Genomic DNA, 15285 nt, shown 5'->3' on the forward strand with positions numbered 1-15285 from the left:
ATTCTCATTTCCCTCATTCCTGTATGAATTGCAGCGCTTCGGCCTGCAGCTTGTAAAGCTCGAAATACTTGCCCTTGCGGCGGATAAGCTCGTCGTGCGTGCCGCTTTCTTTCAGCTCGCCGTTTTCGATAACGCAGAGCATATCCGCGTCGCGCAGGGTAGAAAGCCTGTGGGCTATCGAGATTATCGTGCGCCCCTGTTTCAGATTGTCGATCGCCGCCTGTATCTTGCGCTCGGTGCGGGTGTCCATCGCGGCGGTCGCTTCGTCGAGTATCAGAACGTTTGGCTTTTGGATTATTGCGCGCGCTATGGATATGCGCTGTTTTTCGCCGCCCGAAAGGGAAATTCCGCCCTCGCCTACGCGCGTGTTGTAGCCCTCGGGCAGCTTGGTGATAAATTCGTGCGCGTTCGCCGATTTCGCCGCTTCTATTACCTCCTCCATGCTCGCTTCGGGGTCAGCGTAGCGAATGTTGTCCGCGATAGAGCCTATAAAGAGGTAGGTTTCCTGCGAAACTATGCCGATGTTGCGGCGCAGGTCTTCAAAAGCTATCTTGCGTATCGGCACGCCGTCGATGGTAATTTCGCCTCCCGTAACGTCGTAAAGCCGCGCCATCAGATTTATGATGGTCGATTTTCCCGCGCCCGTCTTGCCGACTATTCCGTACATCTTGCCCGCTTCGACTTTCAGCGATACGTTCTTGATTATCGGGTGGCCCGCTTCGTACTCAAAGCTTACGTTTTTCAGCTCTATCTCGCCGCGCATGTTTTCTATCCGCACGGGGTGCTCGTCCTCTTTTACAGTGGGCAGGGCGTCGAGTATCTCAAACATTCGCGAGGCGGCGTCCATGCACTTCGCCCAGCGGTCGCCTATCCATGTGAAAAAGTTTATCGGGTCTACCGCCATTTCGGTGTAGGAAAGCAGCGCCGAAAGCGCGCCGAAGAGTATGTGCCCCTTTATGACCATTACCGCGCCGACAAAAAATACCAGCTTGTTCACCACGCGGTAAAACGTCCATATCACAGGTATGGTGTTGGCTATGCGCAGATTTATGCGTGAATTTATCGTGTACGCTTCGGTATTTTTCAGGCTGTAACGCTCTATCTCGCGCTGCTCGCGGGCGAAAGCTTTCACCACGCGCTGACCGTTCATCACGTCGGAAAGCACTGAGTTTGCCGAGCGTGTAGCCACGTCAAACTTGCGGTAAAGCTTGCGCTGGCTCTTGTAAAAGCGGTGCTGAACTATCTCTATCATCGTGATGGTGAGGATAATTCCGAGCGAAAGCAGGGGCGATATGGTAAGCATTATCACCGCTATGCCGACTATCTTAAAGACGTTCGTCAAGCCGTATGGCACTATGTCGGTGAAAAACCAGTAGATGTTCTGGCTGTCGCGGTCAACTCTCGACATCAGCGAGCCTGTCTGCTTGCCTGTAAAAAAGTCGAGCGAGAGCCGCTGGAGCGAGCTGAATATTTTCACGCGCAGGCGGTGGGTAACTACCGGCACGATCTTTGAGGTGATTATGCCCGAGATTATGCGTATCAGCATACCCGCGAGGTCTACACCCGCTATCAGCAGTACTATCATGAGTATTTGTCCGTAGTATTTTCCGCCCTCGGCGAGCACGTCGTCGTAGAGCATCTGCGAGCCGAATATCGGCGAGAGCACCGCGAAAATGCTGCTGACTATGATGGTGAGCAGTATCATGATGGTCGCGCGGCGGAAGTCTTTGAATATCGAAAGCAGCCGCTTGAAAACGCTGCGCCTGTCTACGCACCGCGGACAAACGGGACGGTTCGGGTCCGGGTAAGGCTCGCCGCATACAGGGCAGTGGGTCTTTATCCCCTCAAGCAGCGAATCGTCAGGCGTTTCGCCCGCCGCTACCTGCGTTACGCGCTGAGAAAATTTCTCAAATTTGTCGGCAAAGCCGAGCGAAAAGCGCGCTATCGGAAACTCCGCGCCGCTTTTGTCTTTTACCATCAGCCGTGCGGAATCGTAGTGGCGGTCGGCGTACATTTCGGCGATGTCGGCAAGGGGGTATTCATCATACCCGACGGTCTCAAACGCCGTCAGCTCCGCGCGCTTCGCACCGCGTTTCAGCTTGCCGTATCGCTCGTAACCGCGCAGTACCGAGAGCGTTTCGCGCGTGAAAGTGATGTACACGTCGATGTAGCAGCCCTCGCCGTCGAGGTCGGCTTTAACGCAGTAAAGCAGCTCGTCGGTCATTACGCCGCGCTTCAGCAGCTCCGCCTCCGCCGCAGAGGGCAGCAGGTCGAAGTATTTCATTTGTTGCATCTGGTCAGCTCCTTTCATTTTCAGGCGTTTGCGCGCATCAGCACGCAAAAAAAGCGCCCGACCTTATACGCAGTCGGGCGCTCACAGCCTATATCATGGGCAGGGGAATATCACAAAAAAGGCGATAATATCACTCTGCTAAAATAAAAAGGCGGGGCCGCGTGCCTACGCTAAGGTCAATATTCTTATACTCCGAATTCAAGATCTCAGTAGTTATTAGATTAAGCATCTAGCCCGCCTCCTTTCATATTCTTAAACTTTTGATAAACGTATGTACATTACGCATTTTTGATTATAACACCCTTTTTGTGATTTGTCAATAGCTTTTTTCAAAAAACATCAAAAATTTTTTCCTCACCCTGCCGCCGTGCTTGACATTTGCCGCAAAAAATACTATAATAATAGTGTACATTCAGAACTAGTGAAACATGGGGCGGCTGTGGAGAGATTTTCAAATATGGGGTAATATGCCGATAATTAGGAGGTCTTTTTTATGAACGAAGTTATTGAAATGATGAAAACGCGCAGAAGCATACGCAAATTCAAGCCCGACGCGCTGCCCGATGAGATCATCGAGCAGATAGCCGAGGCGGGAACATACGCCGCTACCGGCAAGAATTTGCAGTCGCCGACAATAATAGCGGTGACGAACAAGCAGCTTCGCGATAGAATATCTGAGATGAACCGCAAGATCGGCGGCTGGCAAGAGGGCTTCGACCCGTTTTACGGCGCGCCCGCCATGCTGATAGTGTTGGCGGACAAGAACGTGCCTACCGCGGTCTACGACGGTAGCCTTGTAATGGGCAACCTTATGCTCGCGGCGCACTCGCTCGGCGTCGGCAGCATATGGATACACCGCGCGAAGGAAGAGTTTGAGAGCGAAGAGGGCAAGGCTATACTGGCAGAGCTGGGCATTACCGGCGATCAAGTCGGAATAGGTCACTGTGCGCTCGGCTACATCGACGGCGAAGAGCCGAAGGCTGCTTCGCGTAAGGAAAACTGGGTGTATTACGCTAAGTGATAGAGTGAACAGCAAAAAACGCACGGAGCGCTTCTTAGCTCTGTGCGGTTTTTTATCTGCAAAATTCAGTTTTCCTGCGCGGTTTCACGCTCGCGGTGCTTCATGAACCTGCGGCTGATGCTCTTGTTCAGACGAAAACTCAGCACCGCCGTCAGCGCGATAAGCCCTATCATCACCAGCACCGACTTCACGCTGAAACTGCTCAGCTTGCCGCCGATGTACGTTTCGACAAGCATTTCGGGCAGTATGCCGACCAGCGAGCCGATGATGAACGAGGGAAAAGGCATCTCCATCGCGCCGTGGAGCATACTCACGAGGTCGTTCGGCACTACCGTCACCGCGCGCGAGGCGTAGACGGTGAAAAAGTTGTTCTCCTGTCCGTAATTTATCAGCTTTTTCGCTTTTGGGTAACGCTCGGTGAGCGCCTCGACAAGCTGCGAGCCGGAGTACCTGCCGATGTAGTAGGGCAGTGCAAAGCTCACCGCCAGCCCGATTATGTTGATGATAACGGCGACCCAGTAGGGGTAGATGTGTCCCGCGACGACGAAAAATACCGTGGCGGGAAATACTATCGAGAGCGATTTCAGCGCGTAAAACGCCCAAAGCACCACCGCCGCGAGAAAGTAGTTGTGCGGAGTGTATGCGAGTATATCTTCAAAATCCCATTTCATGGCGAATATGGCGCAGAGTATCACGAATATCAGGCTGACCAGCAGCGGCGTGAGTTTTAGCGGGTCTATTTTTATGCGGCGCTTTTTCGGCGGTTTTGCACTGTCATTTTTATCCATTCAGCAAATCTCTCCTTTAAAAATTAAGATAAATTTAAGATTTGAAGATATTATAGCACATCAGCAAAAAAATTTCAAGCGTATATCACGAAAATATGCGGAAATACGTCCGCTTTTCCGACTTTTTTATTAAATTGGTGAAAATTCACACGTCCATATTTTGCATACAGTTACAAAAAGCGCATGACAGTCATTGCGACCGCCATGCGCATTATTATTCAGATAAGCTTCGTGCCCTCGTTGTCGATGTGGAACTCGCGCACCTGCCAGCCCGTAAGCCCCGCGTTTTCCAGCGAGAATTTCATCTTGCCCTCGAAAAATTCGTTGCTCTCGTCCGCGATAGCCATGATGGTCGGGCCTGCGCCGCTGATGAAAACGCCGTATGCGCCGTGCGTGTAGGCGATGTCGAATACCTCGCGGCAGTTGGGGATAAGCTCCATTCTGTACGGCTGGTGCAGTTTGTCATGCACCGCGGTACGCAGGTTTTCGAACTTGCCTGTCAGCAGCGAAGCGGAGAAGAGCGCCGCGCGCGATAGGTTGTACACCGCGTCCTTATGCGAAACTTCTTTCGGCAGGCAGGCGCGGGCTTTTTCGGTCTTCAGCTCGAAATCGGGTATCAGCGCGGCGAATTTCAGCTTTGTGAAAACTTCCTGCTTTACCCAGTGTACCTTTCTGCCGTCGAAAACGGCAGTTACAATGCCGCCCAGCAGCGCGGGCGCGGTGTTGTCGGGGTGACCCTCTATCTGCGCGGCGAGGTCTACCAGGTCGTCGGTGGTGAGGGGGTTGCCGAGAAGCGTGTTTGCGCCGACAAGTCCCGCTACTATGCAGGCGGAGGACGAGCCTAAGCCGCGCGCCATAGGTATATTGTTGGTCTGACGCAGTTTCAGACCCTCCAGCTTTTTGCCGCAGACCTCGAAAAGGTCTTTTGCCGAAACGTAGATGAGGTTGCTTTCATCAGTAGGCACGGCAATATCGTCGGCAGAGGAGATCTCTACTCTGTCAGACTCTTCCATTTCAACATAATTATAAAAGCTCAGCGCCAGACCCAGCGCGTCGAAGCCCGCGCCCAGATTTGCGCTGGTGGCGGGAATGCGAATTTTTATCATTTTAAAAAGCGCCTTTCTTGGGCGATAGCCCGAAATTTTTTGTCACTTTACTTTATCACTTTGCCGAGCAGCTCAGCGCTGTGCAGCTTTATGTGCTCCAGCATATGCCCGATGTTGCCCTCGCCCGCGTAGTGCTTCATATCGAAGAAATTGCGGCGCAGGTCTGTCCACACAAGGCGGTTTTCCTCGCCCTCGGGCTTTATCGGCTTGTTCAGCCTGCCGACGTACACTTCCACGAAGCAGTCGTCGAGCGGGTAGCAGTAATCCATAAGGTGCACCAGCTTGATGTCGTCGGCGGTGATGGAAGTTTCTTCTTCCAGCTCGCGGTAGGCTGCCGAGAGGTGCTCTTCGTCAGGCTCTATCTTACCGCCCACGAGGTTGAGCAGACCCTTGTATGGGTCTTTTTTTCTCATGCACATCAGCCATCTGTCGGCGTCCTCGTTGAACACCGCTATACAATTGTAACCCTGCATTTTTTTCATATCCTTCCACTAGTGCGCTTATCTGCCCTAAGCTCATGTTTGACTCAGCAAACATTGCGCTCTAAAAAGCAAAACCACACGCCGCCCTTTGGCGAAACGTGCGGCAAAGCTTTTAATTTATCGACAATATCAAAGAAGTCTGATCTTGCTCTTTATCTCAGCCGAGTGCGAGAGTATCGCGAGGTTGGCGTCGATGTCGCTCTCTACCATGGTCGGCGTGATGAATGCCAGCTCGTTTTCGGGGCGGTTCTTGCGCTCGATGTATGTCAGCTTGCCGAACATTTCCGAGATAGAGGCTTTCAGCTCGTCGGCGTTCTCGGCGTTTATGCGAACGTACATAGCCGTTTCAACGCTCTTGTAGTCAACTACATAGCCCTCTTCGTGGCAGTCTTCCCAAGAGATCATTACCGAGCGGTCTTTGTGCTTTAAGCAGTCGATTATGTCGCCCACTACTGCGGAAGCGGTAGGCAGCTTGCCCGCGCCCTGACCGTAGAAAAGTACGTCGCCAACGCCGTCGCCCGTAACGGATATAGCGTTGTAAACGCCGTCTACGGTAGCGAGCAGGTTGCTCTTAGATACCAGTCTGGGGCAAACTATCGCGGAAACTTTTCCATCTCCCGCAGGCTTTACCGAGCCGATGAGCTTTATAGCAAATCCCGCGTTCTCAGCGTAAGCAACGTCGTCTAGCGTTATCTTTGAGATACCCGAGCAGTGTACGTTCTGCGGGTAGATGTGTTTTCCATAAGCCAGCGAGCCGAGAATGCAGATCTTGCGGCAGGCGTCGTGGCCCTCAACGTCGGCAGTGGGGTCTTTTTCGGCGTAGCCCAGATCCTGAGCCATTTTCAGCGCAGTTTCAAAGTCCAGCTGCTCTTTTATCATCTTAGTAAGTATGAAATTGGTAGTGCCGTTTAAGATACCGCTTATCTGCTCGATGGTGTTTCCGGCAAGGCACTTGTTCAGCGGGCGGATTATAGGTATGCCGCCGCCTACGCTTGCTTCAAAGAGATAGTTGCAGTTGTGCTCGTGAGCTATCTTGAGCAGCTCAGCGCCCTTGTTTGCAACAAGCTCTTTGTTTGAGGTAACTACGCTCTTTCCTCTTTCGAGCGCCTGCTTAGTAAAGGTATAAGCGGGGTTGATACCGCCGATGACCTCGGCTACTACCTCTATCTCGTCGTCCTCAAGAACGGTGTTGAAGTCCTTTACCATTTTGTCGGCAAAGGGGCTGTCGGGGAAATCACGCAGGTCAACGATGTACTTTATATCGCAGTCTCTGCCGACCTTAGCGTTTATCGAATCTCTGTTTTTCTCAAAAAGCTCTACCGTACCCGAGCCTACTACTCCATATCCTATAACAGCTACATTTTTCATACTAAGTAATTCCTTCCTATTCTTTGAAATACGCAAATATTTACTTATTTACAAGCATCTTGCTCTTGCCCGCCGCAATTTTCACGTCGAGCACGCCGTCTATCGCTGATAAGCTTTCGGAAAAGCCCGCGGTGTCTGAAGCGTCAGCCGAGTTTTCCGAGCGGTTTTCTTTCTGCACTGAGATGGATACCGCCGCTACGCCGTCTACGGGCGGGTTTTGGTTTATCTCGATTATGTTCACGCCAAGCTCGTAAAGCTTTGATATTACAGCCGAAAGCACGCCCTGGCGGTCTGAGAGCAGCATATTTATCAGCATAACGCTGTCCTCGCCGCGCTCGTTGTATCTGAAAACCGAGTCTTTATACTTGTAATACGCGCTGCGCGATATGCCCACTATTCGGCAAGCCTCAGAGGAGGACATCTGCTGCGAGGCGGCGCGAAGCTCTTTCGCGTGCAGCACCTTTATAATAACTTCGGGCAGGGCGCTTTCAGCCACTACCACAAAACCGCTGCTTTTTTCCATCTTGAAACAGTCCACCTCCAACGCACAACTGTATCTGCGTAATATACACATTATTTTATCACATTTTCCCCCGCTTGTCAATAGCAATACTGCACAAAGAAACTTTATTTTTTATATAGTCACAGTAAAAATGAAACCACAAAACACTCATTATTCTCCATAATTATATTGTTAGACAATTGTTTTTTTGCATATAATGTTATATTGAACTGACTAGTTACAAATATAGAAATAAAATAATACTCATTTTTCTCTCTTGAATATAATAAAAGTATACGGCATAATATGAAGTTGGGTAGGTTTGTAAAATAACATGATTGAAAATCTGTATATTTGTTTTATTTTTACAAAAAAATCATTTCCCATCTTATCTTTTATAAATAATGAAGTAGGACCATCAGATACTTGCAAGATTTTATTCTCTTTTAAATAATTTAATATTTCTTTTTTTGTTTCTTTTTTCATCTTTTTATGTTTATACCTTTCTTGGTTTTATCAAATTTTCACCGATGCGCTAGCATCTCCTAAATAAGCTTTACCACCTACTACGGTTGTAATATATACATTTTTCCAACTTTCACTTTTTTTGTACTTTTAGGAATTTTAAAAGAATCTGTTGAGCCTGATGCTAAATTGTATCTGCCTTTTAGATCTTTATATTCAGTAGTTTTAGATGAATAATAATTTTTTGGTTTAATTATTGATGTATTTTTGCAGTATATTTTCCCAGTGACTTTTGTTATTTGAGTTCCAGTTGCACTCCAATATAGGTGAGCTTTTGTTTTTGAATCTCTTACAACACCAACATGAAATGTTCCAATATCAATAACTTTTTTCAGTATTATTCTTTGGGACGGTGTTATGGCATCTAGCTTATCGCCATTTTTAATAATTATTATGTCCATTCCTTTTTCTAGTCTTGAAAATGAAACATCTTGTTGGAAATTCGAAATCTTAGCTTAATTTACAGTTATAGCGTTTGCAGGAATTGTAATAAAGCTGAACATTATTACACAGAAAAAAATTGATATGATTTTAGTTTTTATTCGCATAATTACCTCCAAAAAAATGAAATATAGTAATTATATAATAACATAATTATACTTATTTGTCAATAGAAAAATGGATATATTTGAAATTATATGTTACTATTTCAATAAGGTATAAATTTTTACTGCACGAAGAAACTTTGTTTTACAAGCCTCGCCTCAATACTATGTTAAACATATAACGATATGAAAAATAATAAAATTTATGTGATAGCATTGACAAACGGCGTTTTTTTGTGTACAATATATATTGTAAACGTTCCCGTAGTGGAACGATTTGTTAGAAATATTTTTTTGGAGGTTCAAAAAAATGGCTGAGTATTTTGCTAATATCCCGAAGATACCTTATGAAGGTCCTAAATCTACTAACCCGCTTGCATTCAAGTATTACAACCCCGACGAAGTAGTTGCAGGCAAGACTATGAGAGAGCAGCTCAAATTCGCTCTTTCTTGGTGGCACACTATGGGCGGCGACGGAACTGATATGTTCGGCTGCGGCACTACCGACAAGACCTGGGGACAGGCTGATCCTGCTGAAAGAGCTATCGCTAAGGTAGACGCTGCTTTCGAGATCATGGAGAAGCTTTCCATCGACTACTACTGCTACCACGACCGCGACCTCTCGCCCGAGTACGGCACTCTCGCTGAGACCAACGCGCAGCTCGATAAGGTAGTCGCTTACTGCAAGAAGAAGCAGGAAGAAACAGGCAAGAAGCTGCTTTGGGGCACTGCTAAGTGCTTCGACCACCCCCGCTATATGCACGGTGCAGGCACTTCGCCCAGCGCTGACGTTTTCGCTTACGCTGCCGCTCAGATCAAGAAGGCTGTTGAAACAACAGTAGAGCTCGGCGGTAAGGGCTACGTTTTCTGGGGCGGAAGAGAAGGCTACGAAACTCTGCTCAACACCAACATGGCTCTCGAGCAGGACAACATGGCTCGCCTTATGAGAATGACCGTTGACTACGCTCGTTCCATCGGCTACACCGGTGATTTCTACATCGAGCCTAAGCCGAAGGAGCCTACCAAGCACCAGTACGATTTCGATACCGCTACCGTTCTCGGCTTCCTGAGAAAGTACGGTCTGGATAAAGATTTCAAGATGAACATAGAGGCTAACCACGCTACTCTTGCGCAGCACACCTTCCAGCATGAGCTGAGAGTTGCCCGCGACAACGGCGTATTCGGCTCTATCGACGCTAACCAGGGCGACGTTCTCCTTGGCTGGGATACCGACCAGTTCCCCACCAACGTTTACGACGCGGCTCTCGCTATGTACGAAGTGCTCAAGGCAGGTGGCTTTACCAACGGCGGTCTGAACTTCGACGCTAAGGCTAGAAGAGGATCTTACACCATGGAAGATATTTTCTACAGCTACATCGCAGGTATGGATACCTTTGCGCTGGGTCTGAAGATAGCTGCCAAGATGATCGAGGACGGCAGGATCGACAAGTTCGTTGAGGACAGATACGCCAGCTGGACTACCGGTATCGGCGCTGACATCATCAGCGGCAAGGCTACCATGGCTGACCTTGAGAAGTACGCTCTCGAAAAGGGCGAAGTTACCGACAGCCTCACCAGCGGCAGACAGGAGCTTCTTGAGAACACAATGAACCAGATCATGTTCACCATCAACGCTTGATCTGCTGAAATTACTGCATAAAATAAGAACTGCACTCTTTTTACGGAGTGCAGTTTTTTTGTTTGTTAAACTCTCTTTTCGCCGATGGTCTTGTTCGGCGAGATGACGAAGCAGGTCGCGCCGTTTACTTCAAGCGTGCCCGTGACGTATTTGACGCAGCTGTCTGCGTTTATCTCGGGCGGCGGCAGCAGGTCTTCGTCCGCGCACTGCACCGAGCCGTTTATGGCGTCCGCCAGCAGCGCGCATTTTATGTACCGCTCGTCCTTATCCTGACCGCTAAGCTCGTCGCTTTCGCTGCCTATGTCGGCGACTATGTAGCAGGCGCGCGTTCTGTCGCCCGCTTCGCCCAGCCCGAAACGCTTCGCCGCGTCGATTATCGGCGTTATTTCGCCGTCGATCTCCGCCGTGCCGGGCATATAGTCGGGAAAGCCCGGTACGGGCGTTATCTCAGCCGCACCGCCCCCCGCCGCAGGCTCTATCCTCAGTATATCTTCAAAAGCGCAGGCAAATCTGCGGTTTGAAACAGTAAATAGCAAAAAATTTTTCATGCAGCGCCCTCCTTATCCTTTCAGCAGTCGGCAGATCTCGCCCGCGATGTTTTCCAGCGCGCATTGCTTTTCCACCGCGCCCAGCTCGAAAGCCGCTTTCGGCATACCGTACACCAGCGAGGTCTTTTGATCTTGCCCGATGGTTCGCGCGCCGCGCTCCCTCAGCTTTAGCAGGCCTTTCGCGCCGTCGCTGCCCATGCCTGTAAGCAGCACGGCTATCACCTTTTCAAATTCCACCTGTGCCGCCGACTCAAAAAGCGCGTCTACCGAGGGGCAGTGGCCAGAGATCTTCGCGCCCTCTGCCACGCTCAAAAAGCAGCCTTTCGTATCCGCCGCTATCCGCATATGCTTCGAGCCCGGCGCGATGTACACGCTGCTGCGCTTCGGCCGCTCGCCGTTTTCCGCTTCTTTTACCCGCAGGTCAAGCGTGCCGTCGAGCCGCTGAGCGAATATTTTCGTGTAGCCGCTAGGCATATGCAGCGAGGCGGCGATGGGCGGAAGGTCTGCGCCGCGGCGGTTTTCGTCCAGCATTTTCAGCAGCTCGGGCAGCGCTTCGGTGCTTCCCGCCGAGCCGCCTATCAGTATTATCTCGCCCCCCGCCGACCTGCGCGGCGTTTCGGTGCGGCGTTTCAGCTCGTAGACCACACCGTTGCACTCCACGCTGCGCAGTATCAGCGCGCTTTTCATCGCCCGCACCAGCGTTTGGCGAAACTGCATGAAATCGTCGGGATTATCGGCAGGCTTCGGGATAAAATCCGCCGCACCCGCTTTCAGCGCCTTGCTTGCCGCCGCGCGGTGCGATGTGCATACGATAACGGGCACTGCGTACTGCGGCAGCAGCGAGTGTAAAAAGCTGATCCCGTTCATGCCCGGCATTTCGATGTCGAGTATCACAAGGTCGGGCTTCTGCCTGCCCACCTCGTTCGCCGCGGCGTATGCGTCGCGCACGCTCGCGCAGACGGTAAAGCCCTTTTCGGCGTTGACGATGCGCTCCAGCACCTCGCGGAAAAGCTGCGAATCGTCCGCTATAAGAACCTTTTTATCCATGCTTCTGCACACCTCCCGCCTGAGTTATCTTGCGGTATACCGCCGTTTTTTCGCGCACATACGGGCAGTCCTCGGGCACGGCTTCCGCGTGGCCTATGTAGAGGTAGCCGCCCTCGTTAGTCGCGTCGTAAAAGCGCTTTATAAGCTCTGACTTCGTTTTCTGGTCGAAATATATCATAACGTTTCGGCAGATTATAAGGTCGAACTTTTTCTTGAAGCTGATAGGGTCCATCAGATTATGGTACTTGAACACCACCTGCGAGCGTATCTCTGGCTTTACGGTGTATATCCCGCCCTTGCCCGTGAAGTATTTTTCTACCCACGCCGCTGGCAGGTCTTTCAGCGCCGCTTCGGCGAACATTCCGTGCTTTGCGGCGAGGATAGCGTTTTGCGAAATGTCGGTCGCGAGTATGCGCTTGTCCCAGTCCGCCCCGCGCGACTGAAAATACTCCTCGGCGCACATCGCGAAATTGTAAGCCTCGTTGCCGAAAGAGCAGCCGGCGCTCCATATGCAAAGCTCTTTATCAGTCTTGTGCTTTTCGGCGTAGGGCAGAAAAACGTCGATAAAGTGGCGCATATGCTCCTGCTCGCGCATGAAATATGTGTAATTTGTAGTCAGCCTGTTGATTATATTCGCCATCTCGTCGCCGCCGTTTTCATACACCGTTTCCAGATATTCTGAAAAAGAATGAAATCCGCGGTCAACTATGTAAAAGCAAAGGCGGCTCTCTACCATTGATTTTTTTCCTTCCAGGTTCAGCCCGTAGCGCTGCTTTATAGTGTACGCCAGCCGCTCGAAATCCTCGTTGCTCATGCTGGCGGGCGTTTTCTCGAGAAATATCGAGTCGTAAGCGCTGCCGCTGAAAAAGTCTGCCGTGTTCGCCATTTTTAGTATTTTCACCATCCCGCGTCTGCGCGCTTATTTTTTCTCAAATAGCATTTCTGTTCGTATAAGCTGTATCTTCTCGCCGCCGTCGGTAATGTACCCCGCTATCACGCTCTTGGGGTCGGGCAGCGGCAAAAAGCTTTCAGGCAGGTAGCGCTTTGATGTAAGCACCTCGTCTACCTTTATCGCTGCGCTTTCTTCGCCGTGCCGCAGCACCATAAGGCAGCTTCGCGGGCCGTACTCGCAGTCCTCAAAGTCCAGCCGCCGCCGCAGGTCTATCACGGGGGTAACGCTGCCCATCAGGTTTATCACGCCCAGTATGTAGTCGGGCAGGCAGGGCAGGGGGGTGAGGTCGGTGCGGCTGTTTATTTCTATTACGTCCTGCATAGGCACGGCGAAAAGCCCGCCTGCGCTGCGGAATATTACCGCCGAGCTTACGCCCGCGGGGTTTGCGCTCTCGCTCATTTCCTGCTCACCTTCTTTATTATCTCGTTTACGTCAAGTACGGGTATTATGCTGCCGTCGCCCAGCACGCTCGTTCCCGAAAATCCCGCTTCTTTCAGCCCGAATTTCGAGAGATAGGCGGAAAAGGGCTTTATCGCTATCTGCATCTCTTCCAGTATGCCGTCCGCCATCAGCGCCGCTTCGCCCGATTCGGCGGTGCAGAGCAGTATTATGCCGCCCTTCGGGTCGCTCTCGCAGCCCTCCAGCCCGAAGTGTTCCGAAAGGCGTATCATGCGGTAAAGCTTGTCCGAAAGCACCGTTTCCCTGCCGTCGGGCGTTACATTCAGCTGCTCGGCTTTCGGGCGGAATATCTCTTTTATCGCGCTGACCGGCACTGCGTACTCTCTTCCGCCCAGCTGTATCACCATGCAGTCGCTTATCGAGAGCGACATCGGCACGCGTATCGTGAATACCGAGCCTTTGCCATGCTCAGAGTCTACCAGCAGCGCGCCGCCGACCTTCTCCAGGTTCTTGCGCACTACGTCCATGCCTACGCCGCGCCCCGAAAATTCCGTTACCTCGGTGTTGGTGGAAAATCCCGCTTTCATTATCAGCTCAAGGCACTCGCGGCGGGTGTACTCCTGCTCGGGCTTTTCGAGCATACCCTTGCTGCGCGCTTTTTCCAGCAGCTTTTTCGGGTCCATGCCTGCGCCGTTGTCGCGTACTTCTATCAGCGCGTCGTTTGATTCATATCGCGCGCTCAGCGTTACGGTAGGCTGCTCGGTCTTGCCCGCTGCCGCGCGTTCTTCGGGGCTTTCGATACCGTGGTCTACCGCATTTCGCACTAGGTGCATCAGCGGGTCGCCTAGCAGGTCGGCGGCGGATTTATCCACCTCGGTGTCCTCGCCCTCTATCACTAGCGTAACGTTTTTGCCTAGCTTTTTGTTCATATCGCGCACTACGCGGTTCATCTTTGAAAATACCGTGTTTACGGGCACCATTCGCACCGACATTACTACGTCCTGCAATTCGTCGGTCAGCTTTTTCAGCTCGCGCGCCGATTTGTAAAAGTTCGGTATCTCGCTGCGGTAGGGCAGCAGGTCGCGGCTGTGCAGTACGCCCGATTCGGCTATAACTATCTCGGTCGCGAGGGTCATCAGCCTGTCTAGCTTTTCCAGCTTTACCGAGATCATAGCGCCGCTCTTGTCGTCGTGCTTTTTGGCTGGCGCAGAGGGTCTCGCCGAGGGTTTTTCGGCTTGCTGCGATTGCGCAGGTTGTGCAGGTTGTGAAGATGGCGCGGGCGCGGGGGTAGGCGCAGGTTCAGTCTTTTTCGCCTGACGCTGTATCTGCACGGCGTTTTCTACGTTTATGCCGTTTTTCAGCTTTTCGAGCACTGCTTCTGGCGAAGCCGCCTTTACTTTTATAACAAGCCCCTTTGCCGATATTTCGTCGCCCGCGCTGTCTGCGTCGAGGTCGGCGGGTATGGTGCTTACAAGCTCGCACACCGCTTTCAGATGTTTCAGCAGCACCATCGCGCGGATAGAGGGCATTAGGCAGCTTGACTGATACATCACGCGGAAAGCCAGCACGTCTTCGCCGTCCTCTGCCGTGAATACGCCGTCCGCTTCGCCCGCGCTCTGCTGCGGGGCGGCCTCAGCCGCGGGTGCTTCGCCTTTCATAGCCGCCGCAAATGCGCGGTTTTTCGCTATCTGCTCGGTGAAGTCGGTAAGCGGCACGCTTTCGTCTGACAGATTTTCTATCTCGCTCTTCATTCCGTCAGAGCCCGCGTAAAGCAGCTCGTAAAGCGCGGGTTTGTCGAACTGCACGTTCGGGTCTTCGCGGATTATCGAGAAAAGGTCTTCCAGCGAGTGTGCCAGCTTTGAAACGTTGTGAAGACCCATCATCGCCGCCGAGCCTTTTACCGTGTGCATTATGCGGAAAATCTCGCCCACGTCCTCCTCGCCCAGCGTGTCTGACTCGGTGCGGATAAGTATTTCGTCGAGCTTTTCCAGCAGCTCGTTTGTTTCAAACAAAAATACGTCGAGCATACCCTCCATGCTCTGTTCATACTTTGCCATTCCGTCACCCCTT

14 protein-coding genes are annotated in these 15285 nt (G+C 51.4%); 2 read left to right on the forward strand and 12 right to left on the reverse strand.

Features of this window, described 5'->3' with window-relative positions:
• Positions 1–13: 13 nt before the first annotated feature.
• Positions 14–2293 carry an ABC transporter ATP-binding protein gene (locus tag LI114_RS02415; protein ID WP_227219021.1) on the reverse strand — a complete coding sequence of 760 codons (2280 nt, stop codon included), beginning with the start codon at positions 2291–2293 and terminating at the stop codon, positions 14–16.
• Positions 2294–2786: 493 nt separating this feature from the next.
• Between LI114_RS02415 and LI114_RS02420 the strand changes: the two genes are divergently transcribed.
• Positions 2787–3314, forward strand: a complete 528-nt coding sequence (locus LI114_RS02420; RefSeq protein WP_227219022.1) for a nitroreductase — start codon at positions 2787–2789, stop codon at positions 3312–3314.
• Positions 3315–3379: 65 nt separating this feature from the next.
• On the opposite strand, the gene LI114_RS02425 is transcribed toward LI114_RS02420, so the two are convergent.
• From LI114_RS02425 to LI114_RS02450, 6 genes are all read right to left on the reverse strand, one after another.
• Positions 3380–4102 (reverse strand): TVP38/TMEM64 family protein, encoded by a 723-nt coding sequence (locus tag LI114_RS02425; RefSeq protein WP_227219024.1) that lies wholly within the window; start codon positions 4100–4102, stop codon positions 3380–3382.
• A 218-nt stretch (positions 4103–4320) separates the two neighbouring features.
• A complete protein-coding gene (gene thrB, locus LI114_RS02430; protein ID WP_227219026.1) occupies positions 4321–5208 on the reverse strand; it encodes a homoserine kinase in 888 nt (295 codons plus the stop codon).
• Between the two features lie 47 nt (positions 5209–5255).
• Positions 5256–5690, reverse strand: coding sequence for an NUDIX hydrolase (locus LI114_RS02435; RefSeq protein WP_227219028.1), 435 nt, complete (start codon positions 5688–5690; stop codon positions 5256–5258).
• 129 nt (positions 5691–5819) lie between these two features.
• A complete protein-coding gene (locus tag LI114_RS02440; RefSeq protein ID WP_227219030.1) occupies positions 5820–7058 on the reverse strand; it encodes a homoserine dehydrogenase in 1239 nt (412 codons plus the stop codon).
• A gap of 40 nt (positions 7059–7098) precedes the next feature.
• Positions 7099–7581 (reverse strand): ACT domain-containing protein, encoded by a 483-nt coding sequence (locus LI114_RS02445; protein ID WP_227219032.1) that lies wholly within the window; start codon positions 7579–7581, stop codon positions 7099–7101.
• A 545-nt stretch (positions 7582–8126) separates the two neighbouring features.
• Positions 8127–8486 carry a hypothetical protein gene (locus tag LI114_RS02450; protein ID WP_227219034.1) on the reverse strand — a complete coding sequence of 120 codons (360 nt, stop codon included), beginning with the start codon at positions 8484–8486 and terminating at the stop codon, positions 8127–8129.
• Positions 8487–8940: 454 nt separating this feature from the next.
• On the opposite strand from LI114_RS02450, the gene xylA reads away from it, so the two are divergent.
• Positions 8941–10269, forward strand: coding sequence for a xylose isomerase (gene xylA, locus LI114_RS02455; RefSeq protein WP_022127567.1), 1329 nt, complete (start codon positions 8941–8943; stop codon positions 10267–10269).
• A 65-nt stretch (positions 10270–10334) separates the two neighbouring features.
• On the opposite strand, the gene LI114_RS02460 is transcribed toward xylA, so the two are convergent.
• Genes LI114_RS02460 through LI114_RS02480 form a run of 5 tightly spaced genes read right to left on the reverse strand, consistent with a single transcriptional unit; the run spans position 10335 to position 15272 of the window.
• Positions 10335–10817, reverse strand: a complete 483-nt coding sequence (locus LI114_RS02460; protein WP_227219035.1) for a chemotaxis protein CheW — start codon at positions 10815–10817, stop codon at positions 10335–10337.
• A 12-nt stretch (positions 10818–10829) separates the two neighbouring features.
• A complete protein-coding gene (gene cheB, locus LI114_RS02465; protein WP_227219037.1) occupies positions 10830–11864 on the reverse strand; it encodes a chemotaxis-specific protein-glutamate methyltransferase CheB in 1035 nt (344 codons plus the stop codon).
• Positions 11857–12750, reverse strand: a complete 894-nt coding sequence (locus tag LI114_RS02470; RefSeq protein WP_227219039.1) for a CheR family methyltransferase — start codon at positions 12748–12750, stop codon at positions 11857–11859. The genes cheB and LI114_RS02470 overlap by 8 nt, the downstream gene beginning before the upstream one ends.
• A gap of 33 nt (positions 12751–12783) precedes the next feature.
• A complete protein-coding gene (locus LI114_RS02475; RefSeq protein WP_022127571.1) occupies positions 12784–13215 on the reverse strand; it encodes a chemotaxis protein CheW in 432 nt (143 codons plus the stop codon).
• Positions 13212–15272 carry a chemotaxis protein CheA gene (locus tag LI114_RS02480; RefSeq protein ID WP_227219041.1) on the reverse strand — a complete coding sequence of 687 codons (2061 nt, stop codon included), beginning with the start codon at positions 15270–15272 and terminating at the stop codon, positions 13212–13214. Before LI114_RS02480 ends, LI114_RS02475 begins: the two co-directional genes overlap by 4 nt.
• Positions 15273–15285: the final 13 nt, after the last annotated feature.

This window comes from Ruminococcus sp. 210702-SL.1.03 (assembly GCF_020559915.1).
Classification (GTDB): Bacteria; Bacillota; Clostridia; order Oscillospirales; family Ruminococcaceae; genus YE71.

Coding starts and splice junctions, on each gene's coding strand:
- LI114_RS02475 (WP_022127571.1), bottom strand. CDS start 13,215: ATGAGCGAGAGCGCAAACCCCGCGGGCGTAAGCTCGGCGGTAATATTC.
- LI114_RS02460 (WP_227219035.1), bottom strand. CDS start 10,817: ATGAAAAATTTTTTGCTATTTACTGTTTCAAACCGCAGATTTGCCTGC.
- LI114_RS02440 (WP_227219030.1), bottom strand. CDS start 7,058: ATGAAAAATGTAGCTGTTATAGGATATGGAGTAGTAGGCTCGGGTACG.
- LI114_RS02445 (WP_227219032.1), bottom strand. CDS start 7,581: ATGGAAAAAAGCAGCGGTTTTGTGGTAGTGGCTGAAAGCGCCCTGCCC.
- LI114_RS02470 (WP_227219039.1), bottom strand. CDS start 12,750: ATGGCGAACACGGCAGACTTTTTCAGCGGCAGCGCTTACGACTCGATA.
- LI114_RS02480 (WP_227219041.1), bottom strand. CDS start 15,272: ATGGCAAAGTATGAACAGAGCATGGAGGGTATGCTCGACGTATTTTTG.
- LI114_RS02420 (WP_227219022.1), top strand. CDS start 2,787: ATGAACGAAGTTATTGAAATGATGAAAACGCGCAGAAGCATACGCAAA.
- LI114_RS02435 (WP_227219028.1), bottom strand. CDS start 5,690: ATGAAAAAAATGCAGGGTTACAATTGTATAGCGGTGTTCAACGAGGAC.
- thrB (WP_227219026.1), bottom strand. CDS start 5,208: ATGATAAAAATTCGCATTCCCGCCACCAGCGCAAATCTGGGCGCGGGC.
- LI114_RS02425 (WP_227219024.1), bottom strand. CDS start 4,102: ATGGATAAAAATGACAGTGCAAAACCGCCGAAAAAGCGCCGCATAAAA.
- cheB (WP_227219037.1), bottom strand. CDS start 11,864: ATGGATAAAAAGGTTCTTATAGCGGACGATTCGCAGCTTTTCCGCGAG.
- LI114_RS02450 (WP_227219034.1), bottom strand. CDS start 8,486: ATGGACATAATAATTATTAAAAATGGCGATAAGCTAGATGCCATAACA.
- xylA (WP_022127567.1), top strand. CDS start 8,941: ATGGCTGAGTATTTTGCTAATATCCCGAAGATACCTTATGAAGGTCCT.
- LI114_RS02415 (WP_227219021.1), bottom strand. CDS start 2,293: ATGCAACAAATGAAATACTTCGACCTGCTGCCCTCTGCGGCGGAGGCG.